Raw genomic sequence first — 14,589 nt, 5'->3', positions numbered from 1 at the left:
AACAGCCTTGTCAATGAACGCGAATACCGGAGTGATTCCGTTGTCTCAAACCCAGCCAGACGCTGCACCCAGCCTGTATGCATCCCGCGAACCGGTCTTTCCCAAGAAAGTCTATGGAAAATTCAGAAACCTGAAGTGGATCATCATGATCTTCACCTTGGGAATCTATTATGTCACCCCGTGGATCCGGTGGGACCGTGGGCCGAATCTGCCCGATCAGGCGGTGCTGATCGATCTTGGCAGCCGCCGATTCTTTTTCCTCTGGATCGAGATATGGCCACATGAGTTCTATTTCATCGCCGGCCTTTTGGTTATGGCGGGGCTTGGCCTGTTCCTGTTCACCTCGGCGCTTGGCCGGGTGTGGTGCGGCTACGCCTGTCCGCAAACGGTGTGGACCGACCTGTTCGTTCTGGTGGAGCGCTGGATTGAGGGCGACCGCAACGCGCGCCTGCGCCTGCACCGCCAGAAGAAGCTGGATTTCCGCAAGGCGCGGCTGCGGCTGACCAAATGGGTCACCTGGCTGTTGATCGCCGCTGCAACGGGCGGTGCCTGGGTGTTCTATTTCACCGATGCGCCGACGCTGCTGGTCGATCTTTTCACGCTCAACGCGCATCCGATCGCCTATACCACGATCGGCGTGCTGACCGCGACGACCTTTGCCTTTGGCGGCTTCGCACGCGAGCAGATCTGCATCTATGCCTGTCCCTGGCCGCGTATCCAGGCCGCCATGATGGACGAGGACACGCTGACCGTCGCCTATCGCGAGTGGCGCGGCGAGCCGCGCAAGAACTCGGACGAGGTGAAAGCCGGGGCCGAGCAGGGTGACTGCATCGACTGCATGGCCTGCGTCAATGTCTGCCCGGTGGGGATCGACATCCGCGAGGGGCAGCAGCTGGAATGCATCACCTGCGCGCTGTGCATCGACGCCTGCGACGACATCATGGCCAAGATCGGCAAGCCGCGCGGCCTGATCGACTACATGGCGCTGACCGATGAGGTTTCAGAGCGCGCCGGGGGTGCGCCCAAGCCGATCATCAAGCACGTCCTGCGCCCGCGCACGATTCTCTATACGGCGCTCTGGTCGCTGGTGGGCTTCGGTCTGGTCTTTGCGCTGTTCATCCGGCCCGATATCGACATGACGGTCGCGCCAGTGCGCAACCCGACCTTTGTCACCATGTCCGATGGTTCGATCCGCAACGTCTATGAGGTGCGCCTGCGCAACAAGCATGGCGAGGAACGCCCGTTCCACCTGACGGTCAAGGGCGACCCGACGATCCGCCTTCAGGTCGAGGGCGAGACCGATGAAACGGTCACTGTGCCTGCGGATACCTCGCAACTGGCGCGGGTCTATCTGGTGGCGCCGCCCAAATCCGACGCCGCACGCGCCGAGCGCACCGATGTGCGCCTCTGGGTCGAGGAGACAACCTCCGGCGAGCGCACCTATACCGACACGGTCTTCAACGGACGGGGGAATTGATGGGCAAGGAACGCAAGCTCACTGGCAAGCACGTGCTGATGATATTTGCGGGGGCGTTCGGGGTCATCATCAGCGTCAACCTCGTGCTGGCCTATTCGGCGATCAAGACCTTCCCCGGACTCGAGGTCAAGAACTCCTACGTCGCCAGCCAGACCTTCAACGAGCGCAAGGCGGCGCAGGAGGCCCTGGGCTGGAACGTGTCGGCGCATCACCATGACGGGCAGCTGGTGCTGGCGATCACCAACCAGTTCGGCGATCCCGTCGAGGTCGGAACCCTGGACGCGACGGTCGGGCGCGCCACCCATATCGCGGATGATGTGCGCCCCGATTTCCGTTTCAACGGCAAGGCCTATGTGGCCGACGTGCCGCTGGGCGGTGGCAACTGGAACATCCGCATGGATGCACGAGCCGCCGATGGCACCGCCTTTACCCAGCGTGTCGTTCTGATCAAGGATTGAACCGATGAGCGGCAACATGCGCCCCACCCCCTCGGCCTGCCCGGCCTGTGCGGCCGCGCCCTCGGCCGAGCGCCTGGCCGAGGAGGCGGCTGCGCATGTGTCGGCGCAGATCGCGCTGTCGCTGCCCACGATCCATTGCTCGGCCTGTATCTCCAAGGTCGAAAAGGCCCTGAACGCCCATCCCGGCGTCAAATCCGCCCGGGTGAACCTCACGCTCAAGCGCGCCAGCATCGAGGCCGAATCCGATATCACCGCCGCCGACATGAAGACCCTGGTCGAGGCGCTTGGCTATGAGGCGCATGAGCTCGATCCCGGCACGCTCAATGCCACGGCAAACGACCGTGCGGGGCGCGAACTGCTGATGCGGCTGGCGGTGGCCGGTTTCGCCAGCATGAACGTGATGCTCTTGTCGGTGTCGGTCTGGTCCGGCGCGGCCGAGGCCACGCGTGACCTTTTCCACTGGCTCTCCGCCGCGATCGCCCTGCCGACGATCGCCTTCTCGGGCCAGCCGTTCTTCCGCAATGCCTGGGCGGCGCTCAGCAACCGGCAGCTCAACATGGACGTGCCGATCACGCTGGCGATCGTGCTGGCGGTGGTGACCTCGCTCTGGGAAACCGCGCTGTCGGGCGCGCATGCCTATTTCGATGCCGCGCTGGCGCTGACCTTCTTCCTTCTGGCGGGACGCTATCTCGATCACCGCACCCGCGCCATCGCGCGCTCGGCCGCCGAGGAACTGACGGCGCTGGAAGTGCCGCGCGCGATCCGTCTGCGCGACGGCGAGGAGGAGACCGTCAATATCTCGGAACTGGCGGTGGGCGACCTCGTGCTGGTGCGCCCCGGCGGGCGGATGCCCGTCGATGGCGAGATCGTTGCGGGCACGTCCGAGATCGACCGCTCGCTTCTGACCGGCGAGACGCTGCCGGTCTTCGCCGGCGAAGGGCAGGGCGTTTCGGCGGGCGAGGTCAACCTGACCGGACCGCTCACGATTCGCGCCAGCGCGGTGGGGGCGGATACATCGCTGCACCGTATGGCCGACCTTGTGGCGATCGCCGAATCCGGGCGCTCGCGCTACACATCGCTCGCGGACAAGGCCGCCAAGCTCTATGCGCCGGGGGTGCATATCCTGTCCGCATTGGCATTCGTGGGCTGGTATCTCTACACATTCGATGTGCGCACGGCGCTCAATATCGCGGCGGCGGTGCTGATCATCACCTGTCCCTGTGCGCTGGGCCTTGCGGTGCCCGCAGTCACCACCGCAGCCAGCGGTCGGCTCTTTCGCCGTGGTATGCTGATCAAGCACGAAACCGCGCTCGAGCGGCTGGCCGAGGTCGATACCGTGGTGTTCGACAAGACCGGCACGCTGACGGCCGGGACACCGGAACTGACCAATATGGCCGAATTGCCGCGGCGCGACATCGAACTGGCGCTGGCGCTGGCCGAAGGCTCGTCGCATCCGCTGGCGCAGGCGATCACCCGCGCTGCGCGCGATGCGGGCTTCGCCCCCGCACGCGTCAGTGATGTGACCGAAAGGCCCGGTTTCGGCACCAGCGCCATGCATGCGGGTCAGGAAGTGCGCCTTGGCCGCGCCAGCTGGACCGGGGCCGATGGGCTGGCCGAGACCGCCACATTCCTCAGCCGCGGCGGCGGAGACGCGCCCAGGGCGTTTATCTTTGCCGACCGGCTGCGCGAGGGCGCCGCCGAGGCGGTGGAGTCGCTCAAAGAGGCGGGCAAGACGGTTTACCTCATGTCCGGCGACACCACGCCTGCGGTCGAGGCGCTCGCCGCCCGGCTTGGCATCGAGCGCTGGATGGCCGAAGCGCTGCCCGCCGACAAGGCCGAGCGCATCCAGGCCCTCACCGCCGGGGGCGCGAAGGTGCTGATGGTGGGCGACGGGCTCAACGACACCGCCGCGCTCGCGGCGGCGCATGTGTCGATCTCGCCTGCCAGCGCGCTCGATGCGGCCCGCGTCGCCTCGGATATCGTGCTTCTCGGCAGCGACCTGTCGCCGATTGCCGCAGCCTGCGATACCGCGCGGTCCGCAACCCGCCGTATCCGCGAGAATTTCAACATCGCCACAGTCTACAACGTCGTCGCCGTGCCGCTGGCCATCGCCGGTTTCGCGACGCCGCTGATTGCGGCCTTGGCCATGTCCGCAAGTTCCATTACGGTGTCGCTGAACGCTTTGCGCCTCAGGTGACTTCATGACCATCCTTGCCTATCTGATTCCGATTTCCCTGTTCATGGGGGGACTTGGGCTGGCGTTCTTCGTCTACACGGTCAGAAGCAACCAGTATGATGATCCCGAGGGCGATTCACGCCGCATCCTGAGCGACGAATACGACGACCACCCCAAACCCTGAAGCTGCGCCAGCCGCAGGCGGGGCAGGGGGCCTTGCCCCCTCGGCCTTCGGCCTCACCCCCAGGATATTTTCAAACAGAAGAAGTAACGGTTCCTGAACCTTTTGCCGCCATCATGACCGGGCGGTACAGGCGGGGACGCCGATGACCGCAACAGGAGAAGGCCGGCACGCCGGTCAGGGGCGGGCTGGTCCAATCCCGCCCCGTCTTCTGTTCAGAAATATCCCGGGGGAGTCGCCGCTTGCGGCGACGGGGGCAGCGCCCCCGTGCTTCCGCGTGGCGTCAGGCGCCGCCGCCTGGCTCGATCATGAAACAGGTGACCTTCTTGGCCTGCAGCCGCCGACAGGCCAGATCCGCGGTCTCGCGGCTCATGCCCATGAAATTTGCGTCAAAGCCGGTGGGGCGCTTGACCACCTTGCGCAGCGATCCGTCAAGCGTGGTGATCTCGTTGAGAGCGGTCTGCAAGAGGATCTTGCGGGCCTGGTATTCGCTGGGATAGCGCCCGACATTGATCCCCCAGTTGCGCCCGCCCGATGTGGAGACGCGGGTCACGACCTCCTGGATGGGATCGCTGGCCGGTTCCTGCGCGCTGGCCAGCACCAGATCGGCGGGGCGCGGCTCGGGATTGACGCGGGGCAGGCGCGGGGTCGCCGCCGCTGCGCCCTGGGCGAGCTGCGAGTCGTTCCGCGCGGCGGCTTCGACAGCAGGTTTTGCAACGGGGCTGACCGCCGGGCTGGCCTGTTGTGCGGCCAGCACCGCCTGTTCGATGTCGTCCTTCGCTGCCAGCAGAACCGGGGCCTCTTCGGCCAGGCGGCGTGCCTGCGGGCGCAGGCTGCGTTTCACGGCGGCGGCGGTTGCGAGGCGCACGGTCTTGCCGTAAGCGCCGGGCGCGCCGTTGGAGACCTTGCCCATATAGGCCGGGGGTTGGGGGCGGTGCAGGGCCACGCGGGTCGGGGTGCGGTTGAAGCCGAGGTCCAGCAATTCGGCCACCTTCGCGTTGCGGGAGGCCGTCGACTGGCCGCCGAACACCGTGGCGATGACCCGCTTGCCGCCGCGCTCGGCGCTCGCGACAAGGTTGAAGCCGGCGGCGCGGGTATAGCCCGTCTTGATGCCATCGGCGCCGCGGTAGCTGCGCAGCAGCTTGCGGTTGGTGTGATAGACCGTGCGCCCGCCGGCATCGGCGGTGATGCGCGAGAACAGGTTGTAATAGTCGGGATAGTCGTAGAACACGTGCCGCCCCAGGATGGTCATGTCCCGCGCCGTCGACAGGTGGCCGCTTTCGGTCAGCCCGTGGGCGTTCTTGAAGGTGGTGCGCGTCATGCCCATTGCCTTGGCGGTGCGGTTCATGCGGCGCGCAAAGCTCGCCTCGGAACCCTCGATCGCTTCGCCAAGGGCGGTTGCGGCGTCATTGGCGGATTTCACCGCCGCCGCGCGGATGAGATAGCGCAGCTGGATCTTCTGACCGGCGCGCAACCCGAGCTTGCTGGGCGGTTCGCTGGCGGCGTGCTGCGATATCGTCACCATCGTGTCGAGGTCGATCTCGCCGTTCTCGACGGCCTCGAACACAATATAGAGCGTCATCATCTTGGTCAGCGAGGCGGGGTGCAGGCGGGTATCGGCGTTGCGGGCGTGAACCACCTCGCCGGATCGTGCATCCATCACCATCGCTGCATAGGGGGCTGCGGCCGCGCTCAGCGGGACAACGACCAGCATCCAGAATGTCGCGAATGCCATCAGACCCCAGCGGATCTGCTGCTTGCTCCAAGCCTTCATGGAACTACTCTTTTCTGCCTCTCGCGCCGCCGGTTATCCGACTGGCTTCATTACTTATGAGGTTAAGTCTAGCACAGAGGCCAATTCTAGGAAAGTGTCCATTTTACAAAGGGTTTTACTTCATTCTTCAACATCTCGCGGTTGATCTGCGGCTAACCGCTACATGGGCCATTGTGGCGGAAATGAGGCAGCGGGTGCACGCCCAAAGGCATGCCCGCTCAAACGCGAAACGGGGCGCATGCATGTGGCACGCGCCCCGCCCGATGGGACCGCTCAGTTGCCGGCCCGGTCGCCGGTCAGTTCAGGGCCGCGTCGGAAATCTCATGGGTCCAGGCCCCGTCGCCGGGATGCTTGGTGATCACCGGGCTTTCGCCTCCCGACAGGAGCGATTCGACCGTACGTTCGAAATCGGCCGGGTCGAGCGCGCCGTTGGAGCCCGCGGTCAGCTTGGCGATTTCGGTCATCATGCGGACCTGGTGCTTTTCGGTCTGTGCGCCGGTCGCGTCATTGTCGAGCACGATCATCGCTGCCTCTTCGGGGTTCTCCTCGGCCCATTTCCAGCCTTTCATCGAGGCCCGCACGAAGCGCGCCAGCTTGTCCACCTCGGCGGGGTCGTCCAGCTTGTCTTCGAGCACGTAGAGCCCGTCTTCCAGCGTCGCGACGCCCTGATCCTCGTATTTGAAGGTGATCAGTTCCTCGGGCGTGATGCCCGCGTCGATCACCTGCCAGTATTCGTTATAGGTCATGGTCGAGATGCAGTCGGCCTGGCCCTGCAGAAGCGGGTCGACATTGAACCCCTGCTTCAGGACGGTCACCCCGTCATCGCCGCCGTTCGTGGGAATGCCAAGCTGGCTCATCCAGCTGAGGAAGGGAAATTCATTGCCAAAGAACCAGACACCAAGGGTGCGGCCGGGGAAATCCTCGGGGCCGGTCACGCCGGTGCTCTTGAGACAGGTCAGCATCATGCCAGAGCTCTTGAAGGGCTGGGCGATATTGACCAGCGGCAGGCCCTTTTCGCGCGCCGAAAGCGCCGCGGGCATCCATTCCACGGTCACATCCGCGCCGCCACCGGCGATCACCTGTGTCGGGGCGATGTCGGGGCCGCCCGGCTTGATCGTGACGTTCAGGTCTTCCTCGTCGTAGAACCCCTTGTCCTGGGCGACGTAGTAACCGGCGAACTGCGCCTGCGTGACCCATTTCAGCTGCAGCGTCAGGTCGTCGGCGGCCTGCGCCATCCCCGCACAGAGCCCCGCCACGGCAAGGCCCATCGTCGTTGCGAATGTCTTCATGTCATTTCTCCCGTGTTGTGTTTGGTTCTTGTGGTTCTTCTCATGCCCGACCCCGTTGCGACGGGTGCCAGAATGTCACCGCTTTCTCCAGCAGGGCAACCCCGCCGTAGAAGGCCGATCCCGCGATCGCGGCGACGACGATCTCGGCCCAGACCAGGTCGAGCGCGAGCTGCCCCACCGATGTGGAGATGCGAAACCCCATGCCCTTGATGGGCGAGCCGAAGAACTCTGCCACGATCGCCCCGATCAGGGCCAGTGTCGAGGCGATCTTGAGCCCGTTGAAGATGAACGGCATCGCCGCCGGCAGCCGCAGCTTGAGCAGCGTGGTCCAGTAGCCCGCGCCATAGGTGCGCATGAGGTCGCGCTGCATCGCGTCGGTATCCTGAAGGCCCTGCACGGTGTTCACCAGCATCGGAAAGAACACCATGACCACCACCACCGCCGCCTTGGACTGCCAGTCGAAGCCGAACCACATGACCAGGATCGGCGCCATGCCGATGATCGGCAGCGCGGCCACGAAATTGCCCACCGGCAAGAGCCCCCGTTGCAGGAACGGAAACCGGTCGATCGCCACCGCGATCAGGAAGGCGCCGCCGCATCCCATGACATAGCCGGTCAGCGCGCCCTTGATGACGGTCTGAACGAAATCCTCCCACAGGATGTGGGTCTTGGCGACGAAGGTCGCGGCGATCTGCGTGGGCGGGGGCAGCAGCACCGGAGAGATCTCGAGCCCGCGCACCAGCGATTCCCAGATCACCACGATGCTCAGCCCGAAGATCACCGGCACCGCAAGGCGCGTCAGCCGCGTGGCGGGCCGGTGCGAAAGCACGTGATTCAGCCACCAGCCGCCGATCCACGCCCCCAATCCAACTGCCAGCCAGCCCATCACGCCATCCCCATCCGCTTGAGAACGATCCGCTGGATCACCCCGATCAGCCCGACCAGGACGGCCGCCAGCGTCGCGGCCATGATCAAGGCGCTCCATATCTGGACGGTCTGTCCGTAATAGCTCCCGGCCAGCAGCCGCGCGCCGAGCCCCGCCACCGCGCCGGTCGGCAATTCGCCCACGATGGCGCCGACCAGGCTTGCGGCCATGCCGATCTTGAGCGAGGTGAAGAGGTAAGGCATCGAGGAGGGCAGCCGCAGCTTCCAGAAGGTCTGCGCAGGCGTCGCGTTCCAGGTGCGCATCTGGTCGAGCTGCATCGGTCCGGGGCTGCGCAGCCCCTTCACCATGCCCACGACGACCGGGAAGAACGACAGATACATCGAGATCATCGCCTTTGGCAGCAGCCCCGATATGCCCACCGCGTTGAGCACCACGATGATCATCGGCGCGATGGCCAGGATCGGGATCGTCTGGCTGGCGATCACCCAGGGCATGACGCTCATGTCCATGGTGCGGTTATAGACGATGCCGATGGCCAGCGCGATCCCGAGCCCCGTGCCCAGAAGGAAGCCAAGCGCCGTGGCGCTGAATGTGACCCAGCTGTGAAAGATCAGCGAGCGCTTGGAAAATCCGCGCCCCGAGGCCACCATCGCGCCGGTCGTGTTCCAGATTTCGGCGCCGACCTGGTGGGGCGCGGGCAGCTTGGGTTTTTCCTGGCTCCAGGTGTCGGCCACCAGTTCGGTGAATGCCAGCTCGGTCCCGGCCCGTTCGGCCTTGTTATAGGCCCAGGGCGCATTCAGCCACACCGCCGCAGCATACCAGATCGCGAAGAGGGCGCAGACAACGGTCAGGACGGGCACGAGATTGCGCATCATGCCCTCCCTGCCTTCACTGTTCCGAAAATACTCGAATGCAGCGCCAGGATCTGGCGGCCGGATGTGAGTATTTTAAGAACGATGAAAGGCTTTCGTGTTTTCCTCATGGCGCGGTACAGGCTGGAGAGCCGATGACCGTGAACGGTGAAAGCCCCCCGCCCCGTCATACAGGCGGGGGCTTCGTGTTCGGGATGTGCCTCAAACCTCATCGCCATGCCCCGCGCGCAGCCCGTCGCGGACGCGATGGGCGATTTCGATGAATTCGGGCGTGTCGCGGATTTCCAGTGGGCGCTCGCGTGGCAGGGGGCTTTCGATCACGTCGGTAATGCGGCCCGGCCGCGGGCTCATGACCACGATCCTCGTGCTCAGATAAACCGCCTCGGGGATCGAGTGGGTGACGAAGCAGATCGTCTTGTGGGTTCTCTCCCACAGGCTCAGAAGCTGCTCGTTGAGGTGATCGCGCACGATTTCATCGAGAGCGCCGAAGGGTTCGTCCATCAGCAGGATATCCGCATCGAAGGCCAGCGCGCGGGCGATGCTGGCGCGCTGCTGCATGCCTCCCGACAATTGCCAGGGGAATTTCTTCTCGAATCCGGCCAGGTCCACCAGTTCCAGCACCTCGCGCACCCGCCGGTCCTGTTCGGATTTGCTGTAGCCCATGATCTCGAGGGGCAGGCGGATATTGCCGCCGATGCTGCGCCAGGGATAAAGCCCCGCCGCCTGGAACACATAGCCATAGGCGCGCGCCCGGCGTGCCTCCTGTGCGCTTGCGCCGTTGACGGTGATGCTGCCACCCGTGGGATGCTCAAGATCCGCCATGCAGCGCAGGAAGGTGGTCTTGCCACAGCCCGATGGGCCGATGAAACTGACGAAATCGCCCTTTTCGACGTCCAGGTTCACATCCTTGAGCGCATGGACAGGCCCGTCATTGGTCTGGAATGTCAGGGACAGGTCCTTGGCGCTGATCACTCGGTCGCTGGTCAATCGGTGTTCCCCCGCTTGCATCGCCGCCATTGCGCCGTGCTGGCTTTCTCATGTCAATGGCCGCGCCCGCTATCATACGGGCACGGCGCGATTTTTTTCAGATTCCTGCCGGAATATTCATCGGATCGCGGTGGATCTGCTTGGGCGAGGTCAACTCCTTCCAGCGGCTCAGCGCCTTATGCGCCGAAGGGAAGGCGGGGCGCGGCACGAAGCGGCCGCGGCCGGGCTGTGGCTGGCTGTTCTGTCCCCAGGCCCAGATCACTTCGCCGCGGCTGATCGTGTAACGCGCCTGCGCGCTCACCTCGAACCCCTCGAAGACGTTGTAATCAAGGATGGAATGGTGGTTGCCCGCGCTGATCGTCTTGCTGATCTTGGGGTCCCACACCACGATATCGGCATCCGCGCCCTCCACGATGGCGCCCTTCTTGGGATAGATGTTCAGGATCTTGGCGACATTGGTCGAGGTCGCGGCGACGAATTCATTGGGCGTCAGCCGCCCGGTTTCGACCCCTTGCGTCCAGAGCACCGCGAGCCGCTCCTCAAGGCCGTTCGAGCCGTTGGGGATCTTGGTGAAATCATCGACGCCCATGCGCTTCTGCTCGGTGCTGAACGCCGCGTGATCGGTCGCCACCACCTGAAGGCTGCCCGCCTGAAGCCCGGCCCAAAGCCCGTCCTGATGATCCTTGGAGCGGAAAGGCGGGCTCATCACGCGGCGTGCGGCGTGATCCCAGTCCTTGTTGAAATACTCGCTCTCGTCGAGCGTCAGGAACTGGATCAAGGGCTCGCCGTAAACCCGCATCCCCTTCTGGCGCGCGCGCCGGATCGCCTCATGCGCCTGCTCGCAGCTCACATGCACGATATAAAGCGGCACGCCGGCGGCATCGGCGATGGTGATGGCGCGGTTGGCCGCCTCGCCCTCGAATTCGGGAGGGCGCGAATAGGCATGGCCTTCGGGGCCGGTGATCCCGCGCTCCAGCATCTGCGCCTGCATGTCGGCCACCAGGTCGCCGTTCTCGGCATGAACCATCGGCAGCGCGCCCAGCTCCTTGCAGCGCTTGAAGCTGGCGAACATCTCGTCATCCTCGATCATCAGTGCGCCCTTGTAGGCCATGAAATGTTTGAACGAGTTGACGCCCATCTCGACGGCGTCTTTCATCTCTTCGAAGATCTTCTCGTTCCAGCCGGTGACCGCCATGTGATAGCCGATGTCGCTGCAGATCTGGGGCGCGGATTTGCGGTGCCATTCGTTGATCGCGTTCTTGATCGATCCATCCGCCCCCGGCAGGCAGAAATCGATCAGCATCGTGGTGCCGCCACAGGCCGCGGCCCATGTGCCGGTCTCGAATGTCTCGGCCGCGGTGGTGCCCATGAAGGGCATTTCCAGATGGGTATGCGGATCGATCCCGCCGGGGATCACATAGGCGCCCTCGGCGTCGATATATTCATCGCCCTTCAGGTCCTCGCCGATCTGCCTGATCGTCTCGCCTTCGATCAGCACATCGGCCTTCCACGTGCGGTCCGCCGTGCAGACGGTGCCGTTCTTGATGACTTTGGTGGTCATGTCATGTCTCCCTGTCTGTCTTTTCCGGCCCCGGCGCTTCTTCTGTTCATAAATATCCCGGGGGAGTCGCCGCTTGCGGCGACGGGGGCAGCGCCCCCTAGTCCACGATCCCGGCGGTCTCGACCACCGCATGCATCAGCACATCCGCCCCGGCGGTCGCCCAGTCCTTGCTGATCTCCTCGGCCTCGTTATGGCTCAGCCCGTCAACGCAGGGGCACATCACCATCGCCGTGGGGGCGACGCGGTTGATCCAGCAGGCGTCATGGCCCGCGCCCGACACCAGGTCGCGATGCGAATAGCCCAGCCGTTCGGCGGCGTCGCGCACCGCCTTGACGCAGCCCGGATCGAACTCCACCGGGTCGAACCCGCCGGCCTTCTCGAATTCCACCTCGCAGCCCATATCGGCGCAGATCGCCTGCGCGGCCTCTTTCATGCGCGTCACCATGTCCTCGATCACCGGCAGTTCCGGCGAGCGGAAATCGACGGTGAACACGGCCTTGCCGGGGATCACGTTGCGCGAATTGGGATAGATGTCGATATGGCCCGCCGCGCCCACCGCGTCGGGGGCGTGACTGAGGGCGATCTCCTCGACCTTTTCCAGCACCCGCGCCATCGCCAGCCCGGCATTGCGGCGCATCGGCATCGGGGTCGAGCCGGTATGGCTCTCCTTGCCGGTGATCGTCACCTGCGTCCAACTCAGCCCCTGGCCGTGGGTGACCACGCCGATATCCTTGCCCTCGGCCTCCAAAATTGGACCCTGTTCGATATGCAGCTCGAAAAAAGCGTGCATCTTGCGCGCGCCCACGGCTTCCTCGCCGCGCCAGCCGATCCGGTCCAGCTCGTCGCCGAACCGCTTGCCCTCGGCGTCCTCGCGCGCTTCGGCCCAATCCTGTTCGTGCACGCCCGCGAACACCCCCGATGCCAGCATCGCCGGGGCAAACCGCGTGCCTTCCTCGTTGGTCCAGTTGGTCACGACGATCGGGTGGCGCGTCTTGATCCCGAGGTCATTGAGCGTGCGCAGGATTTCAAGCCCGCCGAGCACGCCCAGCACCCCGTCATATTTCCCGCCCGTGGGCTGGGTGTCGAGATGGCTGCCCACGTAGACCGGCAGCGCGTCGGGGTCGGTGCCCTCGCGGCGCGCGAACATGTTGCCCAGCTGATCGAGCCCCATCGTGCAGCCCGCCGCCTCGCACCACTCCTTGAACAGGGCGCGCCCTTCGGCATCGGCATCGGTCAGGGTCTGGCGGTTGTTGCCGCCGGCGACACCGGGGCCGATCTTGGCCATCTCCATCAGGCTGTCCCACAGCCGGTCGCCATTGATCCTGAGGTTCTCGCCGGGTGCGGCCATCGTCCTTGTCTCCCTGTTGTCGTCGCCTTGGCGGGCCGGTGATATCCGGGCCTCTTGCCAACGGTCTTAACCTGACCGTATGGTCAAGATGATGGCACCACACGTTGACCAACCGGTCAAGAAATTTCTGGACAGGCCCCGCGATGACCCAAGAGACCAGGCCTCTCAGCAAGAAGGACATCCGCCGCGAGAATGAAAAGCTCATTCTTGAGGCAGCGGAAAAAGTCTTTGCAGAGGCAGGGTTTGGCGGCGCCACCATGCAGCTGATCGCCGATCTCGCGGGCCTGCCCAAGGCCAATCTGCATTATTATTTCCCAACAAAGGAATCGCTTTATCGCCGCGTCGTGCAAGCGATTTTCCACGACTGGCTCAAAGCCGCCGACATTTTCGACAACGCCCCCGGCCCGGTCGAGGGAATCGGTGCCTATATCGACGCCAAGATGGAAATCAGCCGCCGCCATCCGGCCGGGTCCAAGGTCTGGGCCTCCGAGGTGATGCACCGCGCGCCGGTGATCCAGGACTATCTTGAAACCACCCTGGTGGAATGGACCGAAGGGCGCATGGCGATCATCCGGCGCTGGATCGACGAGGGCAAGATGAACCCGGTCGACCCGCGCCACCTGCTTTACATGCTTTGGGCCACCACCCAGCATTACGCCGATTTCGGCCACCAGATCGAAACCCTGAACGGCAACGCGCCCCTCTCGGACGCGCAGTGGGAGGCGGCCAAGGACTCGGTCAAGACGATCATCCTGACCGGCATCGGCGCAATTCCTTCGGCCTGAGCGGGTGCAACGCCCTTTCACGCGGCGCGAAAATGGCCCAATCTGGGGGCTGACCCCGGCACCCGGAGCCCCGCATGACCGAACTGAAGTCCGCGAAAAAGCCAACGCGCATCCAGATCCGCAATCGCAAGCGCATCCTCGAAGCTGCGCTCGAGGTATTCGCGCAGCATGGCTATCGCGGTGCGACGCTCGATCAGATCGCCGAGGCCTCGGGCCTCTCCAAGCCCAATATCCTCTACTACTTCACCGGCAAGGAAGAGATTCACGTCACCCTTCTCAACAAGCTGATGGATGCATGGCTTGCGCCGCTGCGCGAGGTCGACGCGGCGGGCGATCCGCTGGCCGAGATCCTGACCTATGTGCAGCGCAAGCTTGAGATGAGCCGTGAATTCCCCCGCGAAAGCCGCCTTTTCGCCAACGAGATCCTGCAAGGCGCGCCGCGCATCGCGCCGCATCTCGAAGCGGTGCTGCGCCCGCTGGTCGCCGATAAGGCGGCACTGATCCAGGGCTGGGTCGATGCGGGGCGGCTGGCGCCGGTCGATCCGCATCACCTGATCTTCTCGATCTGGGCAACGACCCAGCATTACGCGGATTTCGACGCGCAGGTGCGGGTTCTCATGGGGGACGGACCCGTGTTCGAGACCGCCGAGGCGTTCCTCGACACGCTGTTCCGGCGGGTGCTGGAGCCGCGCCCGGATTGATGCAGCAAGAGCACGGCGCGGGGGCTTCGGCGCTTTCGGGGCGTCGTCGAAGTTTCTTTCGCGCCCGCTATCGCGTTAGCTGGAAGCGCGAACA

Annotated in this window: 13 protein-coding genes; 6 read left to right on the top strand and 7 right to left on the bottom strand. The window is 64.6% G+C overall.

Annotated features, from left to right (window positions below; all coding sequences use genetic code 11):
- Positions 1–13 precede the first annotated feature (13 nt).
- The 4 genes from ccoG to ccoS are packed head-to-tail and all read left to right on the top strand — an operon-like array spanning position 14 to position 4,295.
- A complete protein-coding gene (gene ccoG / locus ROH8110_RS15905; RefSeq protein ID WP_085818739.1) occupies positions 14–1,477 on the top strand; it encodes a cytochrome c oxidase accessory protein CcoG in 1,464 nt (487 codons plus the stop codon).
- Positions 1,477–1,935 (top strand): FixH family protein, encoded by a 459-nt coding sequence (locus ROH8110_RS15900; RefSeq protein ID WP_085818738.1) that lies wholly within the window; start codon positions 1,477–1,479, stop codon positions 1,933–1,935. Before ccoG ends, ROH8110_RS15900 begins: the two co-directional genes overlap by 1 nt.
- 4 nt (positions 1,936–1,939) lie before the next feature.
- On the top strand, positions 1,940–4,132 hold the full coding sequence (locus ROH8110_RS15895) for a heavy metal translocating P-type ATPase (RefSeq protein ID WP_085818737.1): 2,193 nt from the start codon (positions 1,940–1,942) through the stop codon (positions 4,130–4,132).
- Positions 4,133–4,136: 4 nt separating this feature from the next.
- Positions 4,137–4,295, top strand: a complete 159-nt coding sequence (ccoS, locus tag ROH8110_RS15890; RefSeq protein ID WP_085818736.1) for a cbb3-type cytochrome oxidase assembly protein CcoS — start codon at positions 4,137–4,139, stop codon at positions 4,293–4,295.
- 280 nt (positions 4,296–4,575) lie between these two features.
- Here the strand turns inward: ccoS and ROH8110_RS15885 are convergent, their stop codons facing one another.
- The 7 genes from ROH8110_RS15885 to ROH8110_RS15855 form a co-directional block, all read right to left on the bottom strand.
- Positions 4,576–6,066 carry a D-alanyl-D-alanine carboxypeptidase family protein gene (locus ROH8110_RS15885; RefSeq protein WP_085818735.1) on the bottom strand — a complete coding sequence of 497 codons (1,491 nt, stop codon included), beginning with the start codon at positions 6,064–6,066 and terminating at the stop codon, positions 4,576–4,578.
- A gap of 296 nt (positions 6,067–6,362) precedes the next feature.
- Positions 6,363–7,355 (bottom strand): ABC transporter substrate-binding protein, encoded by a 993-nt coding sequence (locus ROH8110_RS15880; protein WP_085818734.1) that lies wholly within the window; start codon positions 7,353–7,355, stop codon positions 6,363–6,365.
- Positions 7,356–7,395: 40 nt separating this feature from the next.
- Positions 7,396–8,241 (bottom strand): ABC transporter permease, encoded by an 846-nt coding sequence (locus ROH8110_RS15875; RefSeq protein ID WP_085818733.1) that lies wholly within the window; start codon positions 8,239–8,241, stop codon positions 7,396–7,398.
- A complete protein-coding gene (locus ROH8110_RS15870) occupies positions 8,241–9,116 on the bottom strand; it encodes an ABC transporter permease (RefSeq protein WP_085818732.1) in 876 nt (291 codons plus the stop codon). The genes ROH8110_RS15875 and ROH8110_RS15870 overlap by 1 nt, the downstream gene beginning before the upstream one ends.
- A 198-nt stretch (positions 9,117–9,314) precedes the next feature.
- A complete protein-coding gene (locus tag ROH8110_RS15865) occupies positions 9,315–10,121 on the bottom strand; it encodes an ABC transporter ATP-binding protein (protein WP_170156535.1) in 807 nt (268 codons plus the stop codon).
- A 76-nt stretch (positions 10,122–10,197) separates the two neighbouring features.
- The gene (hydA, locus tag ROH8110_RS15860) at positions 10,198–11,661 is read right to left on the bottom strand and encodes a dihydropyrimidinase (protein WP_085818731.1); all 1,464 of its coding nucleotides are present in this window, start codon (positions 11,659–11,661) and stop codon (positions 10,198–10,200) included.
- Between the two features lie 97 nt (positions 11,662–11,758).
- Complete coding sequence (locus ROH8110_RS15855) at positions 11,759–13,009, bottom strand: Zn-dependent hydrolase (protein ID WP_085818730.1); 1,251 nt, start codon at positions 13,007–13,009, stop codon at positions 11,759–11,761.
- Between the two features lie 143 nt (positions 13,010–13,152).
- Between ROH8110_RS15855 and ROH8110_RS15850 the strand changes: the two genes are divergently transcribed.
- Together ROH8110_RS15850 and ROH8110_RS15845 are read left to right on the top strand one after the other, a co-directional pair.
- Complete coding sequence (locus ROH8110_RS15850) at positions 13,153–13,794, top strand: TetR/AcrR family transcriptional regulator (protein WP_085818729.1); 642 nt, start codon at positions 13,153–13,155, stop codon at positions 13,792–13,794.
- A 74-nt stretch (positions 13,795–13,868) separates the two neighbouring features.
- Positions 13,869–14,495: a TetR family transcriptional regulator C-terminal domain-containing protein gene (locus ROH8110_RS15845; protein WP_085818728.1), complete on the top strand. Its 627-nt coding sequence runs from the start codon at positions 13,869–13,871 to the stop codon at positions 14,493–14,495.
- The last annotated feature ends 94 nt before the right edge of the window (positions 14,496–14,589 follow it).

Source organism: Roseovarius halotolerans, from assembly GCF_900172255.1.
GTDB lineage: Bacteria > Pseudomonadota > Alphaproteobacteria > Rhodobacterales > Rhodobacteraceae > Roseovarius > Roseovarius halotolerans.
This window is presented reverse-complemented; position numbering and strand designations above follow the sequence as displayed.

Bases quoted from the DNA above. Each gene is read 5' to 3' on its own strand.
- ROH8110_RS15865 (WP_170156535.1), bottom strand. From the start codon at position 10,121: ATGCAAGCGGGGGAACACCGATTGACCAGCGACCGAGTGATCAGCGCC.
- ccoS (WP_085818736.1), top strand. From the start codon at position 4,137: ATGACCATCCTTGCCTATCTGATTCCGATTTCCCTGTTCATGGGGGGA.
- ROH8110_RS15895 (WP_085818737.1), top strand. From the start codon at position 1,940: ATGAGCGGCAACATGCGCCCCACCCCCTCGGCCTGCCCGGCCTGTGCG.
- ROH8110_RS15845 (WP_085818728.1), top strand. From the start codon at position 13,869: ATGACCGAACTGAAGTCCGCGAAAAAGCCAACGCGCATCCAGATCCGC.
- hydA (WP_085818731.1), bottom strand. From the start codon at position 11,661: ATGACCACCAAAGTCATCAAGAACGGCACCGTCTGCACGGCGGACCGC.
- ROH8110_RS15875 (WP_085818733.1), bottom strand. From the start codon at position 8,241: ATGGGCTGGCTGGCAGTTGGATTGGGGGCGTGGATCGGCGGCTGGTGG.
- ROH8110_RS15880 (WP_085818734.1), bottom strand. From the start codon at position 7,355: ATGAAGACATTCGCAACGACGATGGGCCTTGCCGTGGCGGGGCTCTGT.
- ROH8110_RS15850 (WP_085818729.1), top strand. From the start codon at position 13,153: ATGACCCAAGAGACCAGGCCTCTCAGCAAGAAGGACATCCGCCGCGAG.
- ROH8110_RS15900 (WP_085818738.1), top strand. From the start codon at position 1,477: ATGGGCAAGGAACGCAAGCTCACTGGCAAGCACGTGCTGATGATATTT.
- ROH8110_RS15855 (WP_085818730.1), bottom strand. From the start codon at position 13,009: ATGGCCGCACCCGGCGAGAACCTCAGGATCAATGGCGACCGGCTGTGG.
- ccoG (WP_085818739.1), top strand. From the start codon at position 14: ATGAACGCGAATACCGGAGTGATTCCGTTGTCTCAAACCCAGCCAGAC.
- ROH8110_RS15870 (WP_085818732.1), bottom strand. From the start codon at position 9,116: ATGATGCGCAATCTCGTGCCCGTCCTGACCGTTGTCTGCGCCCTCTTC.
- ROH8110_RS15885 (WP_085818735.1), bottom strand. From the start codon at position 6,066: ATGAAGGCTTGGAGCAAGCAGCAGATCCGCTGGGGTCTGATGGCATTC.